Origin of the sequence: Mycolicibacterium austroafricanum (assembly GCF_000612725.1) — a bacterium.
GTDB lineage: Bacteria > Actinomycetota > Actinomycetes > Mycobacteriales > Mycobacteriaceae > Mycobacterium > Mycobacterium austroafricanum.
The window spans coordinates 122,054-141,592 of sequence record NZ_HG964457.1 but is presented as its reverse complement, the minus strand read 5'-3'; the positions used below and the strand labels follow the sequence as shown (position 1 = coordinate 141,592).

The 19,539-nt window shown below is 69.3% G+C and carries 17 protein-coding genes and 1 tRNA gene; 9 read left to right on the top strand and 9 right to left on the bottom strand.

The features are described 5' to 3' along the window. Nucleotides 1–10 precede the first annotated feature (10 nt). The 4 genes from hpt to dacB are packed head-to-tail and all read right to left on the bottom strand — an operon-like array spanning nt 11 to nt 3,989. The gene (gene hpt / locus BN976_RS25615) at nt 11–595 is read right to left on the bottom strand and encodes a hypoxanthine phosphoribosyltransferase (protein ID WP_011782516.1); all 585 of its coding nucleotides are present in this window, start codon (nt 593–595) and stop codon (nt 11–13) included. A 3-nt stretch (nt 596–598) separates the two neighbouring features. Continuing rightward, nucleotides 599–1,570: a tRNA lysidine(34) synthetase TilS gene (tilS, locus tag BN976_RS25610; RefSeq protein ID WP_036375243.1), complete on the bottom strand. Its 972-nt coding sequence runs from the start codon at nt 1,568–1,570 to the stop codon at nt 599–601. Continuing rightward, nucleotides 1,549–2,619, bottom strand: a complete 1,071-nt coding sequence (locus BN976_RS25605; RefSeq protein WP_011782518.1) for an Rv3626c family coenzyme F420 biosynthesis-associated protein — start codon at nt 2,617–2,619, stop codon at nt 1,549–1,551. The genes tilS and BN976_RS25605 overlap by 22 nt, the downstream gene beginning before the upstream one ends. Then, nucleotides 2,619–3,989 carry a D-alanyl-D-alanine carboxypeptidase/D-alanyl-D-alanine endopeptidase gene (dacB, locus tag BN976_RS25600; RefSeq protein WP_036375241.1) on the bottom strand — a complete coding sequence of 457 codons (1,371 nt, stop codon included), beginning with the start codon at nt 3,987–3,989 and terminating at the stop codon, nt 2,619–2,621. The genes BN976_RS25605 and dacB overlap by 1 nt, the downstream gene beginning before the upstream one ends. Before the next feature lie 147 nt (nt 3,990–4,136). Here dacB and BN976_RS25595 point away from each other — a divergent pair, with 147 nt between their 5' ends. The 3 genes from BN976_RS25595 (at nt 4,137) to BN976_RS25585 (ending at nt 6,455) form a co-directional block, all read left to right on the top strand. Beyond that, nucleotides 4,137–4,622: an inorganic diphosphatase gene (locus tag BN976_RS25595; RefSeq protein ID WP_036375239.1), complete on the top strand. Its 486-nt coding sequence runs from the start codon at nt 4,137–4,139 to the stop codon at nt 4,620–4,622. A gap of 123 nt (nt 4,623–4,745) precedes the next feature. After that, a complete protein-coding gene (locus BN976_RS25590) occupies nt 4,746–5,267 on the top strand; it encodes a 2-oxo-4-hydroxy-4-carboxy-5-ureidoimidazoline decarboxylase (RefSeq protein ID WP_036375235.1) in 522 nt (173 codons plus the stop codon). A gap of 27 nt (nt 5,268–5,294) precedes the next feature. Beyond that, a complete protein-coding gene (locus BN976_RS25585; RefSeq protein ID WP_036375231.1) occupies nt 5,295–6,455 on the top strand; it encodes an EstA family serine hydrolase in 1,161 nt (386 codons plus the stop codon). Here BN976_RS25585 and BN976_RS25580 read toward each other — a convergent pair. Beyond that, the gene (locus tag BN976_RS25580) at nt 6,437–6,832 is read right to left on the bottom strand and encodes a hypothetical protein (RefSeq protein ID WP_036375228.1); all 396 of its coding nucleotides are present in this window, start codon (nt 6,830–6,832) and stop codon (nt 6,437–6,439) included. The genes BN976_RS25585 and BN976_RS25580 overlap by 19 nt on opposite strands. Before the next feature lie 70 nt (nt 6,833–6,902). Continuing rightward, entirely contained in the window at nt 6,903–7,928 is a 1,026-nt protein-coding gene (locus BN976_RS25575) for a TerC family protein (protein WP_011782524.1), read from the bottom strand. Nucleotides 7,929–8,147: 219 nt separating this feature from the next. On the opposite strand from BN976_RS25575, the gene BN976_RS25570 reads away from it, so the two are divergent. Genes BN976_RS25570 through BN976_RS25545 form a run of 6 tightly spaced genes read left to right on the top strand, consistent with a single transcriptional unit; the run spans nt 8,148 to nt 18,085 of the window. Next, nucleotides 8,148–12,104 carry a Pls/PosA family non-ribosomal peptide synthetase gene (locus tag BN976_RS25570; protein ID WP_036375226.1) on the top strand — a complete coding sequence of 1,319 codons (3,957 nt, stop codon included), beginning with the start codon at nt 8,148–8,150 and terminating at the stop codon, nt 12,102–12,104. Further along, nucleotides 12,101–13,447: a M1 family metallopeptidase gene (locus tag BN976_RS25565; protein ID WP_011782526.1), complete on the top strand. Its 1,347-nt coding sequence runs from the start codon at nt 12,101–12,103 to the stop codon at nt 13,445–13,447. Before BN976_RS25570 ends, BN976_RS25565 begins: the two co-directional genes overlap by 4 nt. After that, nucleotides 13,444–14,727 (top strand): hypothetical protein, encoded by a 1,284-nt coding sequence (locus BN976_RS25560; RefSeq protein ID WP_036375223.1) that lies wholly within the window; start codon nt 13,444–13,446, stop codon nt 14,725–14,727. The genes BN976_RS25565 and BN976_RS25560 overlap by 4 nt, the downstream gene beginning before the upstream one ends. After that, entirely contained in the window at nt 14,724–15,704 is a 981-nt protein-coding gene (gene galE, locus BN976_RS25555; RefSeq protein WP_036375533.1) for a UDP-glucose 4-epimerase GalE, read from the top strand. Before BN976_RS25560 ends, galE begins: the two co-directional genes overlap by 4 nt. Nucleotides 15,705–15,712: 8 nt before the next feature. Then, nucleotides 15,713–17,476, top strand: coding sequence for a hypothetical protein (locus tag BN976_RS25550; protein ID WP_051558571.1), 1,764 nt, complete (start codon nt 15,713–15,715; stop codon nt 17,474–17,476). Between the two features lie 30 nt (nt 17,477–17,506). Next, the gene (locus tag BN976_RS25545; RefSeq protein WP_036375221.1) at nt 17,507–18,085 is read left to right on the top strand and encodes a maleylpyruvate isomerase family mycothiol-dependent enzyme; all 579 of its coding nucleotides are present in this window, start codon (nt 17,507–17,509) and stop codon (nt 18,083–18,085) included. Nucleotides 18,086–18,159: 74 nt separating this feature from the next. Here BN976_RS25545 and BN976_RS34815 read toward each other — a convergent pair whose 3' ends face one another. The 3 genes from BN976_RS34815 to BN976_RS25530 form a co-directional block, all read right to left on the bottom strand. Beyond that, entirely contained in the window at nt 18,160–18,558 is a 399-nt protein-coding gene (locus tag BN976_RS34815; protein ID WP_011782531.1) for a PIN-like domain-containing protein, read from the bottom strand. Further along, the gene (locus tag BN976_RS25535) at nt 18,536–19,201 is read right to left on the bottom strand and encodes a DUF433 domain-containing protein (protein ID WP_036375218.1); all 666 of its coding nucleotides are present in this window, start codon (nt 19,199–19,201) and stop codon (nt 18,536–18,538) included. The genes BN976_RS34815 and BN976_RS25535 overlap by 23 nt, the downstream gene beginning before the upstream one ends. A gap of 231 nt (nt 19,202–19,432) precedes the next feature. Then, nucleotides 19,433–19,508: transfer RNA gene (locus tag BN976_RS25530), tRNA-Thr, on the bottom strand. Between the last annotated feature and the right edge of the window lie 31 nt (nt 19,509–19,539).

Here is a 19,539-nt window from a genome sequence, read left to right as displayed (position 1 = left end):
CATCATGCGCCTACGTCTGCTCGTACACCTTCGGGTCGAGCGTGCCGATATAGGGCAGGTCGCGGTAGCGCTCGGCGTAGTCGAGGCCGTACCCGACCACGAACTCGTTGGGGATGTCGAAACCGATGTAGGAGATGTCGACGTCGGCGCGCACGGCTTCGGGCTTGCGCAGCAGCGTGCAGACCCGCAGCGACCGCGGTCCCCGGGTCGCGAGGTTGCGCAGCAGCCAGGACAGCGTCAGGCCCGAGTCGACGATGTCCTCGACGATCAGCACGTCGCGGTCGTTGATGTCGCGGTCGAGGTCTTTGAGGATTCGGACCACGCCCGACGACGACGTCGACGACCCGTAGGAGCTGACAGCCATGAACTCGAGCTGGGTGGGGACCGGGATCGCCCGGGCCAGGTCGGTGACGAACATGACCGCACCCTTGAGCACGGTGACCAGCAGCAGATCCTGGCCCGATTCCGCGTCCTGGTAGTCGCCCGCGATCTGCGCAGCCAGTTCGGCGGTCTTGGCTTTGATCTGCTCTTCCGAGAGCAACACCGATTTGATGTCCCCGGGATACAACTCCGCAGTACGCGTGGGCACGTGCACAGCCTAGCGTTGCCGCTCCGCGACCGGTTCGCGGTACAGGGTCAGCACGTCTTTGCGGCGGCCGGCGAACAACCGTTCGCGCGCCAGCCCGCCGGGCACGGCGACACCGCCCTGCCCGTGCCAGTCGACGACCAGGTCGTCGACGGCGCGGATCTGCTTGTCGGTCAGCCCGTTGGCGCCACCGCCCAGCAGCCAGCCCCTGATCACCCGGCGCCGGACCGCGGCGGGCAACGGGGTGAGTACGGCGATGTCCAGGTCCGCGCCCGGCACCGTGATGATTCGCGCGGCGATGCCGTCGAGCGCGTCGGTGTCCTCACGCAACGCGGTGGCCGTGCGGGCCAGCGCCTCGGCGACCCCGCCGCCGAGGACGTCCTCGAGCAGGGGCAGCACCTCGGTGCGCAACCGCACCCGGGTGAAGCGGCGATCGGTGTTGTGCGGATCCTGCCACGGTGTCAGCCCCAGTTCTGCACACGCCAGCCGGGTGACGGCGCGCCGCACCCCGAGCAGGGGCCGGCACCACGGCGGGTCGGACGGCCGCATGCCCGCGATGGAGCGGGCACCGGAGCCCCGCCCCAGCCCGAGCAGCACCGTCTCGGCCTGATCGTCGAGAGTGTGCGCCAGCAGCACCGGCGCGCCACGGCGCGCCTCCTCGAGGGCGCGGTAGCGGGCGGCGCGGGCGGCGGCCTCCGGGCCGCCGCCGACGCCTACCTCGACACAAAGCACTTGGGCGCCAACACATCCCAGCGCCATCGCCTGGTCACGGGCCGTCGCCGCGACACGCGCGGATCCGGGCTGCAACCCGTGGTCGACGATCAGCGCCGTCGTCGGCCGCAGCGCCGCCGCCACCGCCGTCAATGCCAGCGAGTCGGCGCCGCCGGACAACGCCACACACCACGGGCCGGACGCTGCGGCGTGGTCGCGGACGAATCCGGCGACCGCCGTGCGCAGCTCGGCTACAGCACCCGGTCGATCCATCGCTGCGGTTCGTCGATTTCCGCGGGCTTCGGCAGGGTCTCGGCGTCGGTCCAGATCGCGTTGAAACGCTGCATGCCGACCTCGGCCACCACGTGGTCGACGAAGGCCTTGCCCCTGGTGTACTGGCTCATCTTCGCGTCGACGCCGAGCAGCGCACGCAACAGCCGTTGCAGCGGCGGCTGTCTGCGTTGCCTGCGCTGATCGAACCGGTGCCTGATGGAGGCCACCGACGGCACCACCGCAGGCCCGACGGCGTCCATCACGTGCTCGGCGTGACCTTCGAGCAGGGTGCCGAGCACCAGCAGCCGGTCGAGCGCCTCACGCTGCGGCTCGGATTGCACGGCGCGCAACAGCCCCAGCACACCGGTCGAATTCATCGCCGGCTCAGAGTTTTTCACCACTACCTCGCGGTCACGGACGTAGTCGACGAGCCGGCCGACCACCTGGGGCAGGTCTTCCCCGGCGTCCTCGGTCAGCACCGCGAGCGCCTTCGACATGTGGTCGGCCAGCCAGGGGTTGGCCCGGAACTGCACACGGTGGGTGACCTCGTGCAGACACACCCACATCCGGAAGTCCTTGGGCGCCACCCGAAGCTGCCGCTCGACGGCGATCACGTTCGGGTACACCAGGAGCAGCTCTCCGCCCCCCACGGCGAACGGGTCGTACTGGCCGAGGATCCCCGATGAGACGAACGCAAGCACGGCCCCGGTCTGCGCACCGGCGATACGACCGGTGACGGCACGCGGCTTGACGTCGTCTGCGTGCCCGCCGCCCGTCATCGCCCGCATCGACTGCGCGGCGGCGTGAATCCACTCGGGCCGGTTGACGATTCGCGCCTCGGGGATCTCACCACCCTCGATCAGCCCGGTCACCTCCCGCACCGGCAGCTCGGAGGCCCGGGCCGCCTCGGCGAGCTGCTCGAACGCCTGCTTGCGCGTGTAGTCGGTGGCCGGCGGCTCCGGACGCGCCAGTTTCCCGCCGAGCGTGGCGGCCAGCTTCCAGTCCACCGCACGGCCGACCGTGAAACCGGACTTCGACGACGAGCTCATCAGCGGCACCCGCAGGACCGCAGGGTGGCGGCGAACGCGTCGAGCGCCGTCCGCCCGGTCGGGCCTGCGTCGTTGGACAGCAGCGCGAACGTCAGCACCCGCCCACTCTCGTCGGTGACGATCCCGGCCAACGAATTGGTCCCGGTCAGCGAACCCGTCTTCGCCCGCAGATAGCCGGCAGCGGCGCGCCCGTCATCGGTGTCGAGGTAACGGTTGGACAGCGTGCCGCTGCCCCCGGCGATGGGCAGCAGATCGACCAGCGGCCGCAGTGCCGGCTCGGAATCCCCCGCAGCGGCCTGCACCACCTCGTCGAGGGTTTCGGCGGTGAGCCGGTTGTCGACCGACAACCCGCTGGAATCCAGCAGCCGCGCCCCGGCGGTGTCGATTCCGGCGTCCTCCAGGGTGCTCAACACCGCCCGCGCCGCACCGTCGAAACTCTGCGGCCTGCCCACCTCGGCGGCGACCTCGCGGCCGATCGCCTCCGCCATCACGTTGTCGGAGAAGTTCATCATGTCGCGCAGCCGCTGCATCAGCGGTGGCGACTGCACGGACGCGATCTCGGTGCCGCGTGCCGCCGACGGCAGCACCGTCACCTTGGCGGGGTCCACCCGCAGCGCGACGGCCAGCGCACGGCCTGCATCGAGGGCCGGGGTCCTGGACCGTCGCGACTCGACGGTCACCGGCTGGGTGCGGCCACCGTCGAGCATGATCGCCTCCATCGGCGCGATGTCCCCGCCGTCGATGTCCAGCGGGTCCCAGCCCGGCGCCATCGACGGTCCGCTGTAGGCGCTGACGTCGACCTGCACGCTCTTCACGTCGACTCCGCTGCGGCGGATCTGGTCGGCCAGGTCGACGATGCGGGCGGCGTCGCGGTACCAGGTGTCGACGTTGCGCGGCGCCGCAGACAACGTCGGGTCGCCGCCACCGACGAGCACCACCACCCCGGGCGAGGCGGACAGCACGCGCGTCGTCAACCGGGCCTCGCGGTCCAGCGTCAGCAGCGCGGCCGCGGCGGTCAGCATCTTGTTCGTCGACGCGGGCTGCATCGGCACGCCCGCGCCCTGCGCCCAGAGCTGGTCCCCGCTGCGCGCGTCGGTGATCCGTCCGGTGAACCGGCCCAGGTCGGGATTGGCGAGCACCGCCTGCAGCGCCCGCGTCAGCCCCTCCGGCGTGGGCTTGTCGGCGGAGTCGGAGACCGGCACGACGCCGGGGGCCGCGGTCGCCGGCGCGGGCGCGGCTTCGACGGCCGGCTGCTCGGCCGGCTGCCGGGTGGCCACCAGCGCGGCGGCCGCCACCACCACCACGACCAGCAACAGAACCGACACCCCCACCACCAGATAGGTGGATCGCCGCCACCGAGTGGGCCGCATGTTTCTCCCGCTCTCCATCGATTAGCCCGAACCACCCCTGTAGAGCAGGGTATCCCTCGATTAGTGTTAACCCGCGTCGTCAGCAGACGCATGACCGTCCGCGCTCCTCGCGTGCGCGGCCCAGTCCCGGCACTTTAGGAGTACGGCGTGCAGTTCGATGTCCTCATCGAGATCCAGAAGGGTTCCCGCAACAAGTACGAGGTGGACCACGACAGCGGCAAGGTGAAGCTGGACCGGTACCTGTTCACCTCGTTCGGCTACCCGACGGATTACGGCTACATCGAGGACACCCTCGGCGAGGACGGCGATCCGCTGGACGCGCTGGTGCTGCTGCCCGAGCCGGTGTTCCCGGGATGCATCGTCGAGGCGCGCCCGGTCGGCATGTTCCGGATGACCGACGAGAAGGGCGGCGACGACAAGGTGCTGTGCGTGCTGGCCGACCCGCGCTGGGACCACATCCAGGACATCGCTGACGTGTCGGACTTCGAGCTCGACGCGATCAAGCACTTCTTCGTGCACTACAAGGACCTGGAGCCGGGCAAGTTCGTCAAGGCCGCCGACTGGGTGGGCCGCGAAGAGGCCGAGGCCGAGGTCCTGCGGTCGATCGAGCGGTTCAAGACCGAGGGCCACTAGCGATTCGGCGTCCGGCGGCTGGGCCGCCTGGGGCCGGCAGCTCCGCGCGCGTCATCTGAGTGAATTTGCGTGGACGTAACACGGCGTAACGCCTGCGCCGTCTGACAGTCCGATCATCAGGGTGTGTTGCTGCATCAGGGGATCGGGCTGGACGCGTTCAACGCCCTTCCGATGCGCCGCGCCGTCCACGCGGTCTTCGAGTGCTGCTACAGCGTGCCGCTGGCCGCCGACCTCGCCCGCGCCCGGCCGTTCGACACGCACGACCGGCTGTTCCGCTTCGCCGACACCCTGCTGTTCGGGTTGAGCGAGGAGTCGATCGACTCGATCCTGCAGGCCTACCCGGATGTCGGCAAGCGACCGGGCAGTGAGAAGTCGCAGGCAGAGCAGTGCGCGATCGTCGACGATCGCCCCGAGATGATGGCCGAGCTGGCCGCGGCGTCGAAGAAGTACCTGGACCATTTCGGGTTCGGCTTCGTGATGTTCATCAACGGGTACTGCGCCGACGACGTGCTCGCGTCGATGCACGACCGGATGCACAACGACTACGAGACCGAGCGCAAGGTGGTCCGCAACGAACTGGCCAGGATCAACCGGACCCGGCTGGAACGCATGCTCGGCCCCGAGGGCGGTTACGACAACTGGTGAGCCGCGCCGGGCCTAGTGTGGTCCGACATGAGCGACGTGGCCGGCCTGTGCGATCCCCGCTTCGAATCGGTGGCCGCCGCGCTGGCCGACGAGATCGCCTGCGGTGAGGAACTCGGCGCGTCGATCGCCGTCGACCTGGACGGCGAGCTGGTGGTCGACATCTGGGCCGGATACGTCGACCGCGCGAAAACGATTCCCTGGCAACGGGATACGATCGTCAACTTCTGGTCGTGCACCAAGACGCTGACGGCGCTGGCCGCGCTGATCCTCGTCGACCGCGGCGAACTCGACCCGTTCTCCACCGTCGCCCGCTACTGGCCGGAGTTCGCCGCCAACGGCAAGGCCGACATCGAGGTGCGTCACCTGCTGTCCCACACCTCCGGGGTGTCCGGGTGGCAGACACCGTTCGGCGTCGAGGACATCTACGACTGGGCCAAGGCGACATCCCACCTGGCCGGTCAGGCGCCGTGGTGGCAGCCGGGCACCGCGTCCGGATACCACGCGATGAACTACGGCCACCTGGTCGGCGAGCTCGTCCGCCGCATCACCGGCACGCCCCTGAAGGACTTCGTCGCCGAGCAGATCGCGGTTCCGCTCGGAGCCGACGTGCAGATCGGAGCGCGGCCCGAAGACGACCATCGCATCGCCGAGTTGGTCCCTCCCCCACCGCGTGACCGTGGCGTGGACCGGCTGCCGCCCGACCACCCCGCGGTCAAGACGTTCGCGGCCTTCCCTCCCGGCGCGTACGGCGCGGCCCATGCGGAGACCGAAGCCTGGCGGCGCGCCGACATCGGCGGGGCCAACGGGCACGGCAACGCCCGCGGGCTGGTCCGTGCGTTGTCGCCGATTTCGTTGGGCGGCACCGCGAACGGCGTACAGCTGGTCGACCCGCGCACCGTCGAGCTGATCTTCGCCGAGCAGTCCAGCGGCATGGACCAGGTGCTGTTCGTGCCGCTGCGCTTCGGTATCGGCTTCGGTCTGCCCACCCCGCAGAGCGTGCCCGCGGTCCCCGACGGAAAGGTGTGCTGGTGGGGCGGCTGGGGTGGCTCACTGGTGGTGATGGACCTCGACCGCCGCGCCACGTTCGCCTACGTGATGAACAAGATGGGCGGCGGTACCACCGGAACACCGCGCACCGTGCGCTACGCGAAGCTGATCGACGCCGCGCTTCAGGACGCGCGCGGCTGATCCCGGGCGGCGAGCCGGCCGAGCACGTCACGCCCGACCGTCCCGACATCCTGCCGCGGTGAAGCCGGGATCAGCGTGACCCCGTCGGCCACCTCCGCCGATGCGATGTCGGAGATCAGTCCGGCAAGTCCCGCGACGGTGCCGGCGTAGTGCACCGTGCGGGAGTCCGCCGGGCCGGACACCTGCTGCGCCGAACGGAAATCGGCGGCGACGGCGACGGTGATGTCCAGGATCACCGCCACGTCGCCGGAGCCGGCACGGATCCGGGCCCGTACCCGCCGGGCCTGCTGCAGGTCCGGCGCGGTGACCCGGACGATCTGCTGGTCGCCGTCGGTCAGTTCACTCACGCCACCGTCATCTGCCACGAAGAGCCGCACCCGGCCACGGTAGCCAGCCGGCCGGGTGCGACCCAGTGTTGCGCTCAGCGCGAGCGCAACGACCGCGCGCTCAACGGCTGGGATCGGGGTGCGGATCCGCCTCGGTCTTCTCGGTCGACGCGCCGTTCTTGCGCACGTCGTGCACCCGCGTCTTGTAGAGGCTGGCGATTGTGGTGAGGATCAGCGTGACGACGATGACGCCGAGGCTCAGCAGCGTGGGAATCTCCGGCACCGGAACATGCTCGCCGCCGTTGATGAACGGCAGCTCGTTCTCGTGCAGTGCGTGCAGCACCAGCTTCACGCCGATGAAGAACAGGATGAATGCCAGCCCCTGCGACAGGTACACCAACCGCTTGAGCAGATCGCCGAGCAGGAAGTACAGCTGACGCAGACCCATCAGCGCGAACACGTTCGCGGTGAACACCAGGTAGGGCTCGCGGGTGAGGCCGTAGATCGCAGGAATCGAGTCCAGCGCGAAGATCAGGTCGGTGGTGCCCAGCGCGACGATCACCAGGAACATCGGCGTCATCAGCCGCTGGCCGTTCTCCGTCACCCACAGCCGCAGGCCGTCCCACTGGTCGGTGAACTTCATCCGCTTCTGCGCGAAGCGCACCACCGCGTTGTCCGCGTCGTCGTCGTGGTCGGTGTCCTTGACCAGCTTGACGGCGGTGTACAGCAGGAACGCGCCGAAGATGTAGAACACCCAGGAGAACTGCTGGATGGCGACCGCGCCGAGCGCGATGAAGATGCCGCGGAAGATCAGCGCCAGGATGATGCCGACGAGCAGCGCCTGCTGCTGGTAGATCCGCGGCACCTTGAAGCTGGCCATGATGATCAAGAAGATGAACAGGTTGTCCACCGAAAGGCTGTACTCGGTCAGCCAGCCGGCGAAGAACTCCAACCCGTACTGGCTGCCGTGGAAGAACCAGGTCCACAGCCCGAACGCGATGGCCAACCCCACGTAGAAGGTCAGCGCGGTCGCGGTCTCACGGCGCGACGGCTCGTGTGGGCGCCGCCCGATCACGATCACATCGAAAAGCAGGATCGCCAGGGTGACCGTGAGCGTGATCGCCCACTCGAGTCCACTTACGTTCATCAAACCTCCGGTCGTCGTTCAAACGCCGGAGGTCTCTTCCACCACCGCCGGCAGCGGTAGGCCCACGGCACCGGTCGTCCGAGGGCGGACGACGTGATGACGACACCGTGGCGAAGGAATACTCCCCTCCAAGCCGCTCATTGTGCCAGGCGGTACTCCGACACGCGAAACTAGAGCCGACGGCGCGAAGCAGCTCCGGACACTGAGTAGTTTGTACCCGTGACAGCCGCGGATCGAACCCCAGAGATCCCCAGTCAATACCTGCTCTCGGCGTTCGCACCCGAATCGCGCACGCTGATCGACATCCTCTACGACACCGCGCGCCGTTATCCCGACGCCCCGGCGATCGACGACGGCACCGTCCAGCTCACCTACGCCGAGCTGATCTCCGACGTCGAGGACAGCGTCGCGTGGCTCGGCGCCCGCGGCATCGGCCGCGGCGACCGGATCGGCATCCGGATGCCGTCGGGAAGCTACGCGCTCTACGTCGCGATCCTGGCGACACTGGCCACGGGCGCGGCCTACGTGCCCGTCGACGCCGACGACCCGCAGGAGCGCGCCGACCTGGTGTTCACCGAGGCGGCCGTCGTCGCGGTCATCACCGAGCAGGGCCTGGTCCGGGGACCGGGTTCGTCGCGGGGCTGGCGCGCGGCGGCGCCGCTGAGCCGCGACGACGCGTGGATCATCTTCACCTCCGGTTCGACCGGCACCCCCAAGGGCGTTGCCGTCACCCACCGCAACGCCGCGGCGTTCGTCGACGCCGAGGCCCAGATCTTCCTGCAGGACAACCCGCTCGGCCCGGGTGACCGGGTGCTGGCCGGCCTGTCGGTGGCGTTCGACGCCTCATGCGAGGAGATGTGGCTGGCGTGGCGGAACGGCGCGTGCCTGGTGCCTGCGCCGCGGTCGCTGGTGCGCAGCGGGATGGACCTGGGGCCGTGGCTGGTGTCCCGTGACATCACCGTGGTCTCGACGGTGCCCACGCTGGCCTCGCTGTGGCCCGCCGAAGCGCTGGAAGCGGTGCGGCTGCTGATCTTCGGCGGTGAAGCGTGCCCGCCGGAACTTGCCGAACGCCTGGCGGCCGGTCCCGACTCGGCCGGCCGCGAGGTGTGGAACACCTACGGTCCCACCGAGGCCACCGTCGTCGCCTGTGCGGCCCGCCTCGACGGCAGGAGCGCTGTGAGCATCGGGCTGCCGCTGCCCGGGTGGGACCTGGCCGTCGTCGACAAGGAGGGCAGGCCGGTGGCCCCGGGCGAGGTCGGCGAACTCGTCATCGGCGGAGTGGGCCTGGCGCGCTACCTCGACCCCGAGAAGGACGCCGAGAAGTACGCCCCTCTCCCGTATCCGAGCGACATCGCGCATTGGACTCGCGCCTACCGCAGCGGTGACCTGGTGCGGCTGGAACTCGACGGGCTCTACTTCGTGGGCCGCGCCGACGACCAGGTCAAGGTCGGCGGCCGCCGCATCGAGCTCGGTGAGGTGGACACCGCGCTGGTGCACCTGCCCGGCGTCAGCGGCGGCGCGGCGGCGGTGCGCCGCACCGCGGGCGGAACCCCGCTGCTGGTGGGCTACATCGCGGTGGCGCCGGGGCTGGAGGGATCCTTCGACGTGCACGAGGCGCGGGCACGGCTCTCGGAGTCGCTGCCCGCGGCACTGGTTCCCCGCCTGGTGGTGGTCGACGAGCTGCCCACCCGCACCTCCGGGAAGGTGGACCGCGACGCGCTGCCGTGGCCGGTGGGCGGCGACGACAGCGACGAGGGCGCCGATCTGGGAGGCGGCACGCTCGGCTGGCTGGCCGGCCTGTGGCGGGAGGTGCTGGCCGCGCCGGTCGACGGTCCCGAAGCCGACTTCTACGCCCTCGGCGGCGGTTCGTTGTCGGCGGCCCAGCTGGTCTCGGCGCTGCGGCAGCGCTATCCGGAAGTCACCGTCGCCGACCTCTACGACCATCCGCGCCTCGGTTCGCTCGCCGGGTATCTCGACGAGCTCGCCCCGCCGCCCGCGGTCGAGACCCGCGTGGTGAAGCCGGTGTCGCGGCTCACGCAGGCCGTGCAGGTGGCGCTGACGGTGCCGCTGGCCATGCTGACCGGCATGCAGTGGGTGGTGTGGCTGGCCGTCGCCAACAACGTCGCCGCCGAGCTTTCGCTGGTCGACTGGGTGAAGCCGATCGACTGGTGGTGGATACTCGGCGGCTTCCTGTTGTTCGTCACCCCGCCCGGCCGCATGAGCATCGCGGTGTTCGGCGCCCGGGTGCTGGTGGGCAGCCTGCAGCCCGGCACGTACCGGCGGGGCGGGTCGGTACACCTGCGGGTGTGGCTGGCCGAACGGCTGGCCGAGGCCAGCGGGGCGGAGAACATGGCAGGCGCGCCGTGGCTCGTCTACTACGCCCGGGCGCTCGGCAACAACGTCGGCAAGGGCGTCGACCTGCATTCGGCACCCCCGGTCACCGGGATGCTGACGCTCGGACACCGCTGTTCCATCGAGCCCGAGGTCGACCTGAGCGGGCACTGGATCGACGGCGACCTATTCCACATCGGCGCGATCACCGTCGGCAACGACGCCACCGTCGGCGCGCGGACGACGCTGCTGCCCGGAGCCGTCGTCGGCAAGAACGCCGACGTGGCGCCCGGTTCGGCGGTGATCGGCAAGGTCAAGAACGGCCAGTACTGGAAGGGCTCACCGGCGGTGAAGTCCGGCAAGGCCAAGCATCCGTGGCCGGATCACCGACCGCCGCGAGCACCGGTCTGGGTCTTCGTTTACGGCGTCACCTCCGTGTTGTTGGGTGCGCTTCCGCTGGCCGCGCTGGCCGCCGGCCTGGCGGTGATCGGCTGGGGTGTGCGCGGCACGCCATCGGTGACCGCGGCGGTCGTGCCTGCACTGCTGTGGCTGGCCCCCGCCACGGCCGCGGCGCTGGTGGTGTACGCACTGTTCACCGTGGTCGGGGTGCGGCTGCTCGCGATCGGCCTCGACGAGGGCTACCACCCCGTGCGCAGCCGCTCGGGCTGGCAGCTGTGGGCCACCGAACGGCTGATGGACGCGGCGCGCAACTACCTGTTCCCGATCTACGCCGGCCTGCTCACACCCTGGTGGCTGCGGCTGCTCGGCGCGAAGGTCGGCAAGGGCACCGAGATCTCGACCGCGCTGCTGATCCCCAAGTTCACCGTCATCGAGGACGGCGCGTTCCTGGCCGACGACACCATGGTGGCGTCCTACGAGCTCGGCGGCGGGTGGATCCACGTGGCACGGGCCACCATCGGCAAGCGGGCGTTCCTGGGCAACTCGGGCATCACCCAGCCCGGCCGACGGGTGCCCGACGACGGTCTGGTCGCCGTGCTGTCGGCCACTCCGTACAAGGCCAAGGCCGGATCGTCCTGGCTGGGCAGCCCGCCGGTGCGGCTGCGTCGCAAGCCGACGGCCGCCGACGCGCTGCGGACGTTCCACCCCTCCCGTCGCCTGAAAGTGCTGCGGGGAACCGTGGAGACGTTCCGGTTCGTGCCCGTCGTGGTGACCTTCGCGATCGGGGTGGCCGTGCTGTGGTCGGTGCAGTATCTGGCCGTGACCTTCGGCTGGATCTGGGCGGGGCTGGCCGCCGGGCCGATCCTGCTAACCGCGGGCGCGGTCGCCGGCGGTGTCGCGGCCATCGCGAAATGGCTTGTGGTGGGCCGGATCACCGCGATCGAGCACCCGTTGTGGTCGGCGTTCGTGTGGCGCAACGAGGTGTCGGACACCTTCGTCGAGACGGTCGCCGCGCCGTGGTTCGCCCGCGCCGCAACGGGTACGCCGGTGATGAACCTGTGGCTGCGGGCCCTGGGCGCGAAGATCGGACGTGGCGTGTGGTGTGAGACGTACTGGCTTCCCGAGGCCGACCTGGTGACGCTGGCCGACGGCGCCACCGTGAACCGGGGCTGCGTCGTGCAGACCCATCTGTTCCATGATCGGATCATGCGGATGGACACCGTGGTGTTGGAGGAGGGCGCGACCCTGGGCCCGCACTGCGTGGCACTGCCCGCGGCACGCATCGGGGCGGGCGCCACCGTCGGCCCGGCCTCGCTGGTGATGCGCGGCGACGAGGTGCCCCCGTCGACCCGGTGGCAGGGCAACCCCATCGCGCCGTGGCATCCGTCACGGAAGAAGCGTTCGGACTCAGCCGACCCCAAGCCCAAGAAGTCCACCGCCGCGTGACGGCACGCAAACGGGCCGCCAAGAAGAGCTCACCGCCCGTGATCGACCCGTATCTGCCCGGCGCAGGCAACTTCGGCTACCGGGTGTCGCGCTACGAGCTCGAGCTGGAATACAAGGTCACGATCAACCGGCTCTCCGGTGCGGCCACGATCACGGCCGTCACACTGGCCGAACTCAAGACGTTCACCCTCGATCTGTCTGGCGCACTGTCGGTTTCGAAGGTGACCGTCAACGGCAGGCGGCCGGCCCATTACCGGACTTCGGCGGACAAGCTGCACATCACCCTGTCCGAGCGACTGCCCGCGGGCGCCGCGATGACGATCGCGGTGCGCTACGGCGGCACTCCCCGCCCCATCCGGTCGCTGTGGGGCGAGGTCGGTTTCGAAGAGCTCACCGACGGGGTGCTGGTGGCAGGCCAGCCCAACGGCGCGTCCTCGTGGTTCCCGTGCGACGACCATCCCAGCGCCAAGGCCAGCTTCCGCGTCCAAATCGCCACCGAGAGCGCCTATTTCGCGCTGGCCAACGGCAAGCTGTTGACCCGCCGGGCCAGGGCGGGCATGACGACCTGGATCTACGAACAGGCCGAACCGACGTCGACATACCTGATCACGCTGCAGATCGGCATGTACGAGCGACACCGGATGGCCAAGAACGGTGTCGAGATCTTCGCGGTGCTGCCGCGCCGGCTGCGTGACGACTTCGACCACGACTTCGGCAGGCAACCGCAGATGATGAAGCTGTTCACCAAGCTCTTTGGGCCGTACCCGCTGGCCAACGGCTACACCGTCGTGGTCACCGACGACGATCTGGAGATTCCCCTTGAGGCACAGGGTATTTCGATCTTCGGGGCCAATCACTGCGACGGCAGGCGCGGCGAGGAGCGCCTGATCGCCCACGAGCTGGCGCACCAGTGGTTCGGCAATTCGGTCACCGTGCAGCGCTGGCGCCACATCTGGTTGCACGAGGGCTTCGCCTGCTACGCCGAATGGCTCTGGTCGGAGCATTGCGGCGAACGGACCGTCGACCAGTGGGCCCGGCACTACCACGAACGGCTGAAGAACTCCCCCCACAACCTGGTGCTCGCCGACCCCGGTCCACGGGACATGTTCGACGACCGCGTCTACAAGCGCGGGGCGCTCACCCTCCACGCATTGCGCAATCACATCGGCGACACCGAATTCTTTGCGCTGCTGAAGGATTGGACGAACCGTTACCGGCATTCCAGCGTGGTGACCGACGATTTCGTCGGCCTTGCCGCCCGGTATGCCCACGATTCGCTGCGCCCGCTGTGGGCGGCGTGGCTGTACTCACCGGAGGTCCCCGAGCTGGACGCCGGGTCGTGACCGACGCGACCGCGGGGCCCTCGGGTGCGGTCACCCGGGGCAGCGTGGTCCGCGTCGGGGTGGCGACGGCGATGTCGGCGATGTGCGGGTACGCGGTGCTCTACCTGGCCGCCCGCGACCTCGAACCCGCGGGCTTCTCGGTCTTCGGCGTGTTCTGGGGCGCCTTCGGACTGGTCAGCGGCGCCGCGTTCGGGTTGTTGCAGGAGACGACGCGCGAGGTGCGTGCCCCGTCCTTGAACCCGGACGGCACATACACCCACCCGATGCGGGTCGCCGCCGGCGTCGGGGTCGCCGCGGCGACCGTCATCGCCGCCACCTCGCCACTGTGGTCGGGTCATGTCTTCGTCGACGCGCGTGGTCTCAGCGTAGCGCTGCTGAGTGCCGGGCTGGCCGGGTTCTGTCTGCACACCACGCTGCTCGGCGCGCTCGCGGGGATGAACCGCTGGTCGGAGTACGGCGCATTGATGGTCACCGACGCGGTGCTGCGCGTCGCGGTGGCCGCCGCGACCTTCGCGCTGGCGTGGGGGCTGGGCGGCTATCTGTGGGCCACGGTCGCCGGTTCGACGGCGTGGCTGCTGATGATGCTGGTCTCCCCCGCCACCAGGGCCGCCGCCCGGCTGCTGACACCCGGCGGCACGGCGACGTTCCTGCGCGGCGCGGGGCATTCGATCGCGGCGGCGGGTGCCAGCGCCGTGCTGGTGATGGGGTTTCCGGTGTTGCTGAAAGCCACCTCCGGGGATCTCGGTGCCGCCGGTGGCGTGGTGATCCTGGCGGTCACCCTGACCCGCGCGCCACTGTTGGTTCCGCTCACCGCGATGCAGGGCAACCTGATCGCCCACTTCGTCGACCAGCGTGAGCACCGCCTCAAGGCGCTCGTCGCGCCGGCGGCCCTGGTCGGGGCGCTCGGTGCGGCCGGCGTGGCGCTGGCGGCGGCGTTCGGACCGTGGCTGCTGCGGGAGGCCTTCGGCGCGCAGTACCACGCGGACGGCACGCTGCTGGGCTGGCTGACCGCGGCGGCCGTGGCGATCGCGCTGTTGACGCTGACCGGCGCGGCCACGGTCGCCGCGGCGCTGCACCGCGCCTACGCCGCCGGTTGGGTGATCGCCACCGTGGCGGCAACGTTGCTGCTGCTTTTGCCGCTGGATCTGGAGGTTCGCACGGTGGTCGCGCTGCTGTGCGGGCCGCTGCTGGGAATCGCGGTGCACCTCAGCGCCCTTGCCAGGGCCCGGTCGATACGGTGGCATACGCCAGCACCGAGCGATACGAAGGAGACACCGTGACCTGGTTGGTGACCGGAGGGGCCGGCTACATCGGCTCGCACGTGGTGCGTGCGCTGCGCGGCGCCGACCTGGACGTGGCGGTGATCGACGATCTGTCCACCGGCCGCGCCGAGTTCGTCCCCGACGGTGTCCCGCTGGTGCGCGCGAACCTGCTCGACGCGGACGCGGTGCGCACGACCCTGGACACGTATGGCGTGAGCGGAGTCATTCATATCGCCGGCTACAAGTACGCCGGCGAATCCGTGCGGCGTCCGCTGCACACCTACCAGCAGAACGTGTCCGCGATGGTCACGTTGCTCGACGCGATGTCAGACGCCGGCGTCGACAGGATCGTGTTCTCGTCCAGCGCGGCCACCTACGGGACACCGGACACGGCGGTCGTCGACGAGACGACCGCGACCCGGCCGGAGTCGCCCTACGGCGAAACCAAGTTGATCGGCGAATGGTTACTCCGCGACATCGGTGTCGCGACCGGGCTGCGCCACACCAGCCTGCGCTATTTCAACGTGGTGGGATCCGGCCCGGACGGGGTGTTCGACGTCAGCCCGTTCAACCTGTTCCCCAAGGTGTTCGACATGCTCGTGCACGGCCAGACACCGCGGATCAACGGCGACGACTATCCGACGCCCGACGGCACGTGCGTGCGCGACTACATCCACGTCGAGGACGTGGCGGCGGCCCACGTCGCGGCGGCCCACCGGCTGGAATCGGGCCTGCCCATCGAGCCGGTGTACAACCTCGGCAGCGGGTCGGGAACGTCGGTGCGCGAGATCATGACCACCATGCGCGCGGTCACCGGCGTCGACTTCGAGCCCGACGTCGCCGCCCGCCGGGCGGGGGATCCGGCGCGGATCGTCGCGGCAGGCGATCTGGCGGCGCGCGATCTGGACTGGCGGATGCGGCACTCGCTGACCGACATGGTGGCGTCGGCGTGGTCGGCGCTGCCGTCCCGCACGGCCGACGAGGCGGCCCCCTGACCGGCTCGATGAACCGGGTCGCCCGCGCCGCCGCGGCACTCATCGCGCTGCAGCTGGTCATCCGGGCGGTGCTGGCGTTCGGCGGCTACTTCTACTGGGACGATCTGATCCTGGTCGGCAGGGCAGGCACCCAGGGGCTGCTGTCGCCGGGGTACCTGTTCGACGATCACGACGGACACGTCATGCCGGGTGCGTTCCTGGTCGCCGGTGTGATCACCCGGCTGGCGCCGCTGGAGTGGATCGGCCCGGCGATCAGCCTGGTGATCCTCGCGTCGGCCGCCTCGCTGGCCCTGCTGCGCGCGCTGTACGTCATCCTCGGCTGGCGGCCGGGGTTGTTGGTGCCGTTGACGTTCGCGCTCTTCACCCCGCTGGCCGTGCCGGGGTTCGCGTGGTGGGCGGCGGGGCTGAACTCGTTGCCGATGCTGGCCGCGATGGCGTGGGTCTGCGCCGACGCAATCCTGTTGGTACGCACCGGCAATCAGCGCTATGCATGGACCGGCACGCTGGTGTTCTTCGGTGGGCTGCTGTTCTTCGAGAAGTCGGCGATCATCCCGTTCGTGGCGTTCACCGTCGCGGCGCTCTACGGACATGTCACAGGCACCGCCACGGTGCGGCAGGTGTGGCGCCGGGGGGCGCGGCTGTGGACCGCCGCGCTGGCGGTCACCGCGGCGTGGATCGGTGTCTATCTGCTGGTGGTCGATCAGCAGCGCTGGAGCTTCGACCTCGCGATGACCTGGGATCTGTTGAGCCGCTCCTTCACCCACGGCATCGTGCCGGGTCTGGTCGGCGGGCCGTGGGACTGGCAGCGGTGGGCCCCGGCCTCACCATGGGCGACGCCGCCGCCTGCGGTGATGGTCCTGGGCTGGTCGGCCCTGGCGGCCGTGGTCGCGGTGTCCCTGCTGCGCAAGCGCCGGATCGGCCCGGTGTGGCTGGCCGCGCTGGGTTACGCGGTGGCCTGCCAGGTGCCCGTGTATCTGATGCGGTCGTCCCGATTCACCGCACTGGAACTGGCACAGACGTTGCGCTACCTGCCCGACCTGGTCGTCGTGCTGGCCCTGCTGGCGGCGGTCGGGCTGTGCGCGCCCAACCGGGACCGCGCGCGGTGGCTCGACCACTCGACCCGCCGTACCGTGGTGACAGTCTGTGCGGCAACAGCTTTCGTGGTGAGCAGCCTGTACTCGACGTCGACGTTCCTGACCAGCTGGCGGGACAACCCGGCCCAGCCTTACCTGCAGAACGCGCGGGCGGGGTTGGCGCGGGCGCACGCGTCCTCTGATGCCCCGATGCTGGATCAGGAGGTGGACCCGCTGGTGCTGCAGCGGGTGGCGTGGCCGGAGAACCTGGCCTCGCACATGTTCGCACTGCTGCGGGACCGTCCCGAATTCGCCTCGGCAACAACGGATCTGCGCATGCTCGATACGGCGGGCAACCTCGTCGACGCCAAAGTCACGTGGGTGCGCACCATCCGGCCCGGCCCCGATGCGCGGTGCGGGTATCTGGTGCAGCCGGATTTCCCGGTGCGGATGCCGCTGGACGGTCCGCTGCTTCCCGCGGACTGGACCGTCGAGATCAACTACCTGGGCAACAGCGACGGTTCGATGACGGTGTCGCTGTCGGAGGGCGACGAGGTCAAGGTGCCGGTGCGGCCAGGCCTCAACCGGGTCTACGTCCGGCTCCCGGGTGCCGGTGACGCGATCACCGTCAGCGCCAACACCGCTGCGTTGTCGGTGTGCGTGGCCTCCGGGCCCGTCGGATTCGTGGCGCCGGTATAGCAGACTGCCAAGCATGGCCGCCGTGAGCGGATCCGTTTCGCCGAACTGCTGGCCGGGCTGAGCGCCGACCAGTGGGCGGCGGCGAGCCTGTGCTCCGAATGGTCGGTGCGTGACGTGGCCGCACACACCGTCGGCTATCTCGGGCAGAGCGTGCCGGGCCTGATCCGCAACATGATCCGCGACCGCGGCGACGTCGACCGGCTCAACGCCCGGATGCTGCCCGCCGTCGCGGCGTTGACGCCCGCCGAACTGGTCGAGTTGATGGGCCGAGACAGCACGCCCACCGGCGCCGCGGGGCTCTACGGCGGACGGGTCGCGTTGATCGAGTGCGTAATCCACCAGCAGGACATCCGCCGTCCCCTCGGGCTGGACTTCGACGTGCCGGAGGATTCACTGCGGGTGTCACTGGACTACGCCCGGATCAGCCCTGTCATCGGCGGGACACGCCGCACCCGCGGCCTTCGCCTGGTCGCGACGGACATGGATTGGTCGGCCGGGACGGGGCCGGAGGTCTGCGGGACGGCCGAGGCGCTGCTACTGGCGATGACCGGACGCGCGGACGCGGTCCGCGCGGAGCTGAGCGGTGAGGGCATTCCGCACCTGCGCTGAAGCATCGGGTGGACTTGCAGTGTTCCAATGCAAGTGATCGGTCACCACCGTTCCCTCAACGCCATCGGCGTCCGTCAGGGCCAAGTTCTCCTGATTCCATGTGCAGAGACGGCAAAGCACGCCGCCCCGGCAACACGCGTCCTTGTGTAGATCTGGCGCTGGGCCGCATGAAAGCGTGCGACCATTTCGTCGATCCGTAGCTGCTGATTGTCGAGGTAGAACATGGGGGCATTGAACTCGATTAGCGGTCTGCGCTCGGCTTCAGTCCCCCGAATCCGTCCATCCTTGTGCAGTGGGAACCAGCCGCGGACAAGGCCATACCGCATCCACTCCTCGTCAGGGATATCTTGGGCGTCATTCGCGAAGTGATCGACAACTCTATGGATCCGCCATCCCCGCTCGGTCAGCCCCGCAGCGACTCGCTTGCCGAGGCTTCGATCCAGGAAGAACTCAGGCGGCTCGTTTGAGTCCAACGCGGCATATCTCTTCGGCCTCCGGAATACTCAATCCGTATTCATCAGCCACAACGGTCAGAGGCTCACCGGCGGCCCACAGGTCGATCACCGCTCGGATCGGTACCTTATTTCGTTCGATGACGGGTTGTCCCCAAGCGAATTTCGGATCCACAACCACACTCGCATCGTCACCGAAACCACGCAGTTTCAAGCGCGCCGCGTATTCGCCCTTGTCGTCCCAGGTGATGTAACGAAGGTAGTCCCCAACGACGTCACGGATGAGGATTTGATGATCACCGACGCGAGCAAACTCGTCGTCCGCGTGGTGGATGAATATGTCGATACCGTCCGTGGCGATTCTCTTGCTAGCGAGCGCGAAATCGGTGCCGAATGTCTCACGGACATCGGCTACGGTGTCGGAGATCTGGCGCTTGGTGAAGCCAAGTTCGTTTCGCAGAGCCCGCAGCACGAAGGCTTCGACCAAAGCGGCGAACGGAACCGATGCTGCACCCCTCCGGCCGATCTCGACATGATGCACAAGCGGAGCGTCGCCGCGCGATCCGTCATGAAGCCACTGGTACACCGTGGAGCGAGGAATCTGCAGATAAACAGACACTTCCCGCGGTGTGAACAACGGGTCCTTAAAGATGTCCACTGCCATCGTCGGACCTCCACCTCCCCCAGGCAAATGTCACCGCCCCGCCTCAAAGTATGCATCAGGGGTCTCACAGCCCGACCATGGAACATGCTCGGGCCGCCGTACGGTATGGCCCAACGCTGCACCGAGGATGTGCTGTGATCACAGCCTGCCGGAATTGCTGCCGGAAAGGCATCCGGACGCCGAACGAGGGATTCGGACTGGTGCGGTTGAGATGTCGGGCCTGAGAAACTGTGGAGCCGCCTGGGGGAATCGAACCCCCGACCTATTCATTACGAGTGAATCGCTCTACCGACTGAGCTAAGGCGGCGCTGTCGGGCGGCACGAGTCTACGGTAGGGG

Excerpts from the sequence above, each read along its gene's own strand:
- tilS (WP_036375243.1), bottom strand. The coding sequence starts at position 1,570 with ATGGATCGACCGGGTGCTGTAGCCGAGCTGCGCACGGCGGTCGCCGGA.
- BN976_RS25605 (WP_011782518.1), bottom strand. The coding sequence starts at position 2,619 with ATGAGCTCGTCGTCGAAGTCCGGTTTCACGGTCGGCCGTGCGGTGGAC.
- dacB (WP_036375241.1), bottom strand. The coding sequence starts at position 3,989 with ATGCGGCCCACTCGGTGGCGGCGATCCACCTATCTGGTGGTGGGGGTG.
- BN976_RS25585 (WP_036375231.1), top strand. The coding sequence starts at position 5,295 with ATGAGCGACGTGGCCGGCCTGTGCGATCCCCGCTTCGAATCGGTGGCC.
- BN976_RS25575 (WP_011782524.1), bottom strand. The coding sequence starts at position 7,928 with ATGAACGTAAGTGGACTCGAGTGGGCGATCACGCTCACGGTCACCCTG.
- BN976_RS25550 (WP_051558571.1), top strand. The coding sequence starts at position 15,713 with ATGAACCGGGTCGCCCGCGCCGCCGCGGCACTCATCGCGCTGCAGCTG.
- BN976_RS25535 (WP_036375218.1), bottom strand. The coding sequence starts at position 19,201 with ATGGCAGTGGACATCTTTAAGGACCCGTTGTTCACACCGCGGGAAGTG.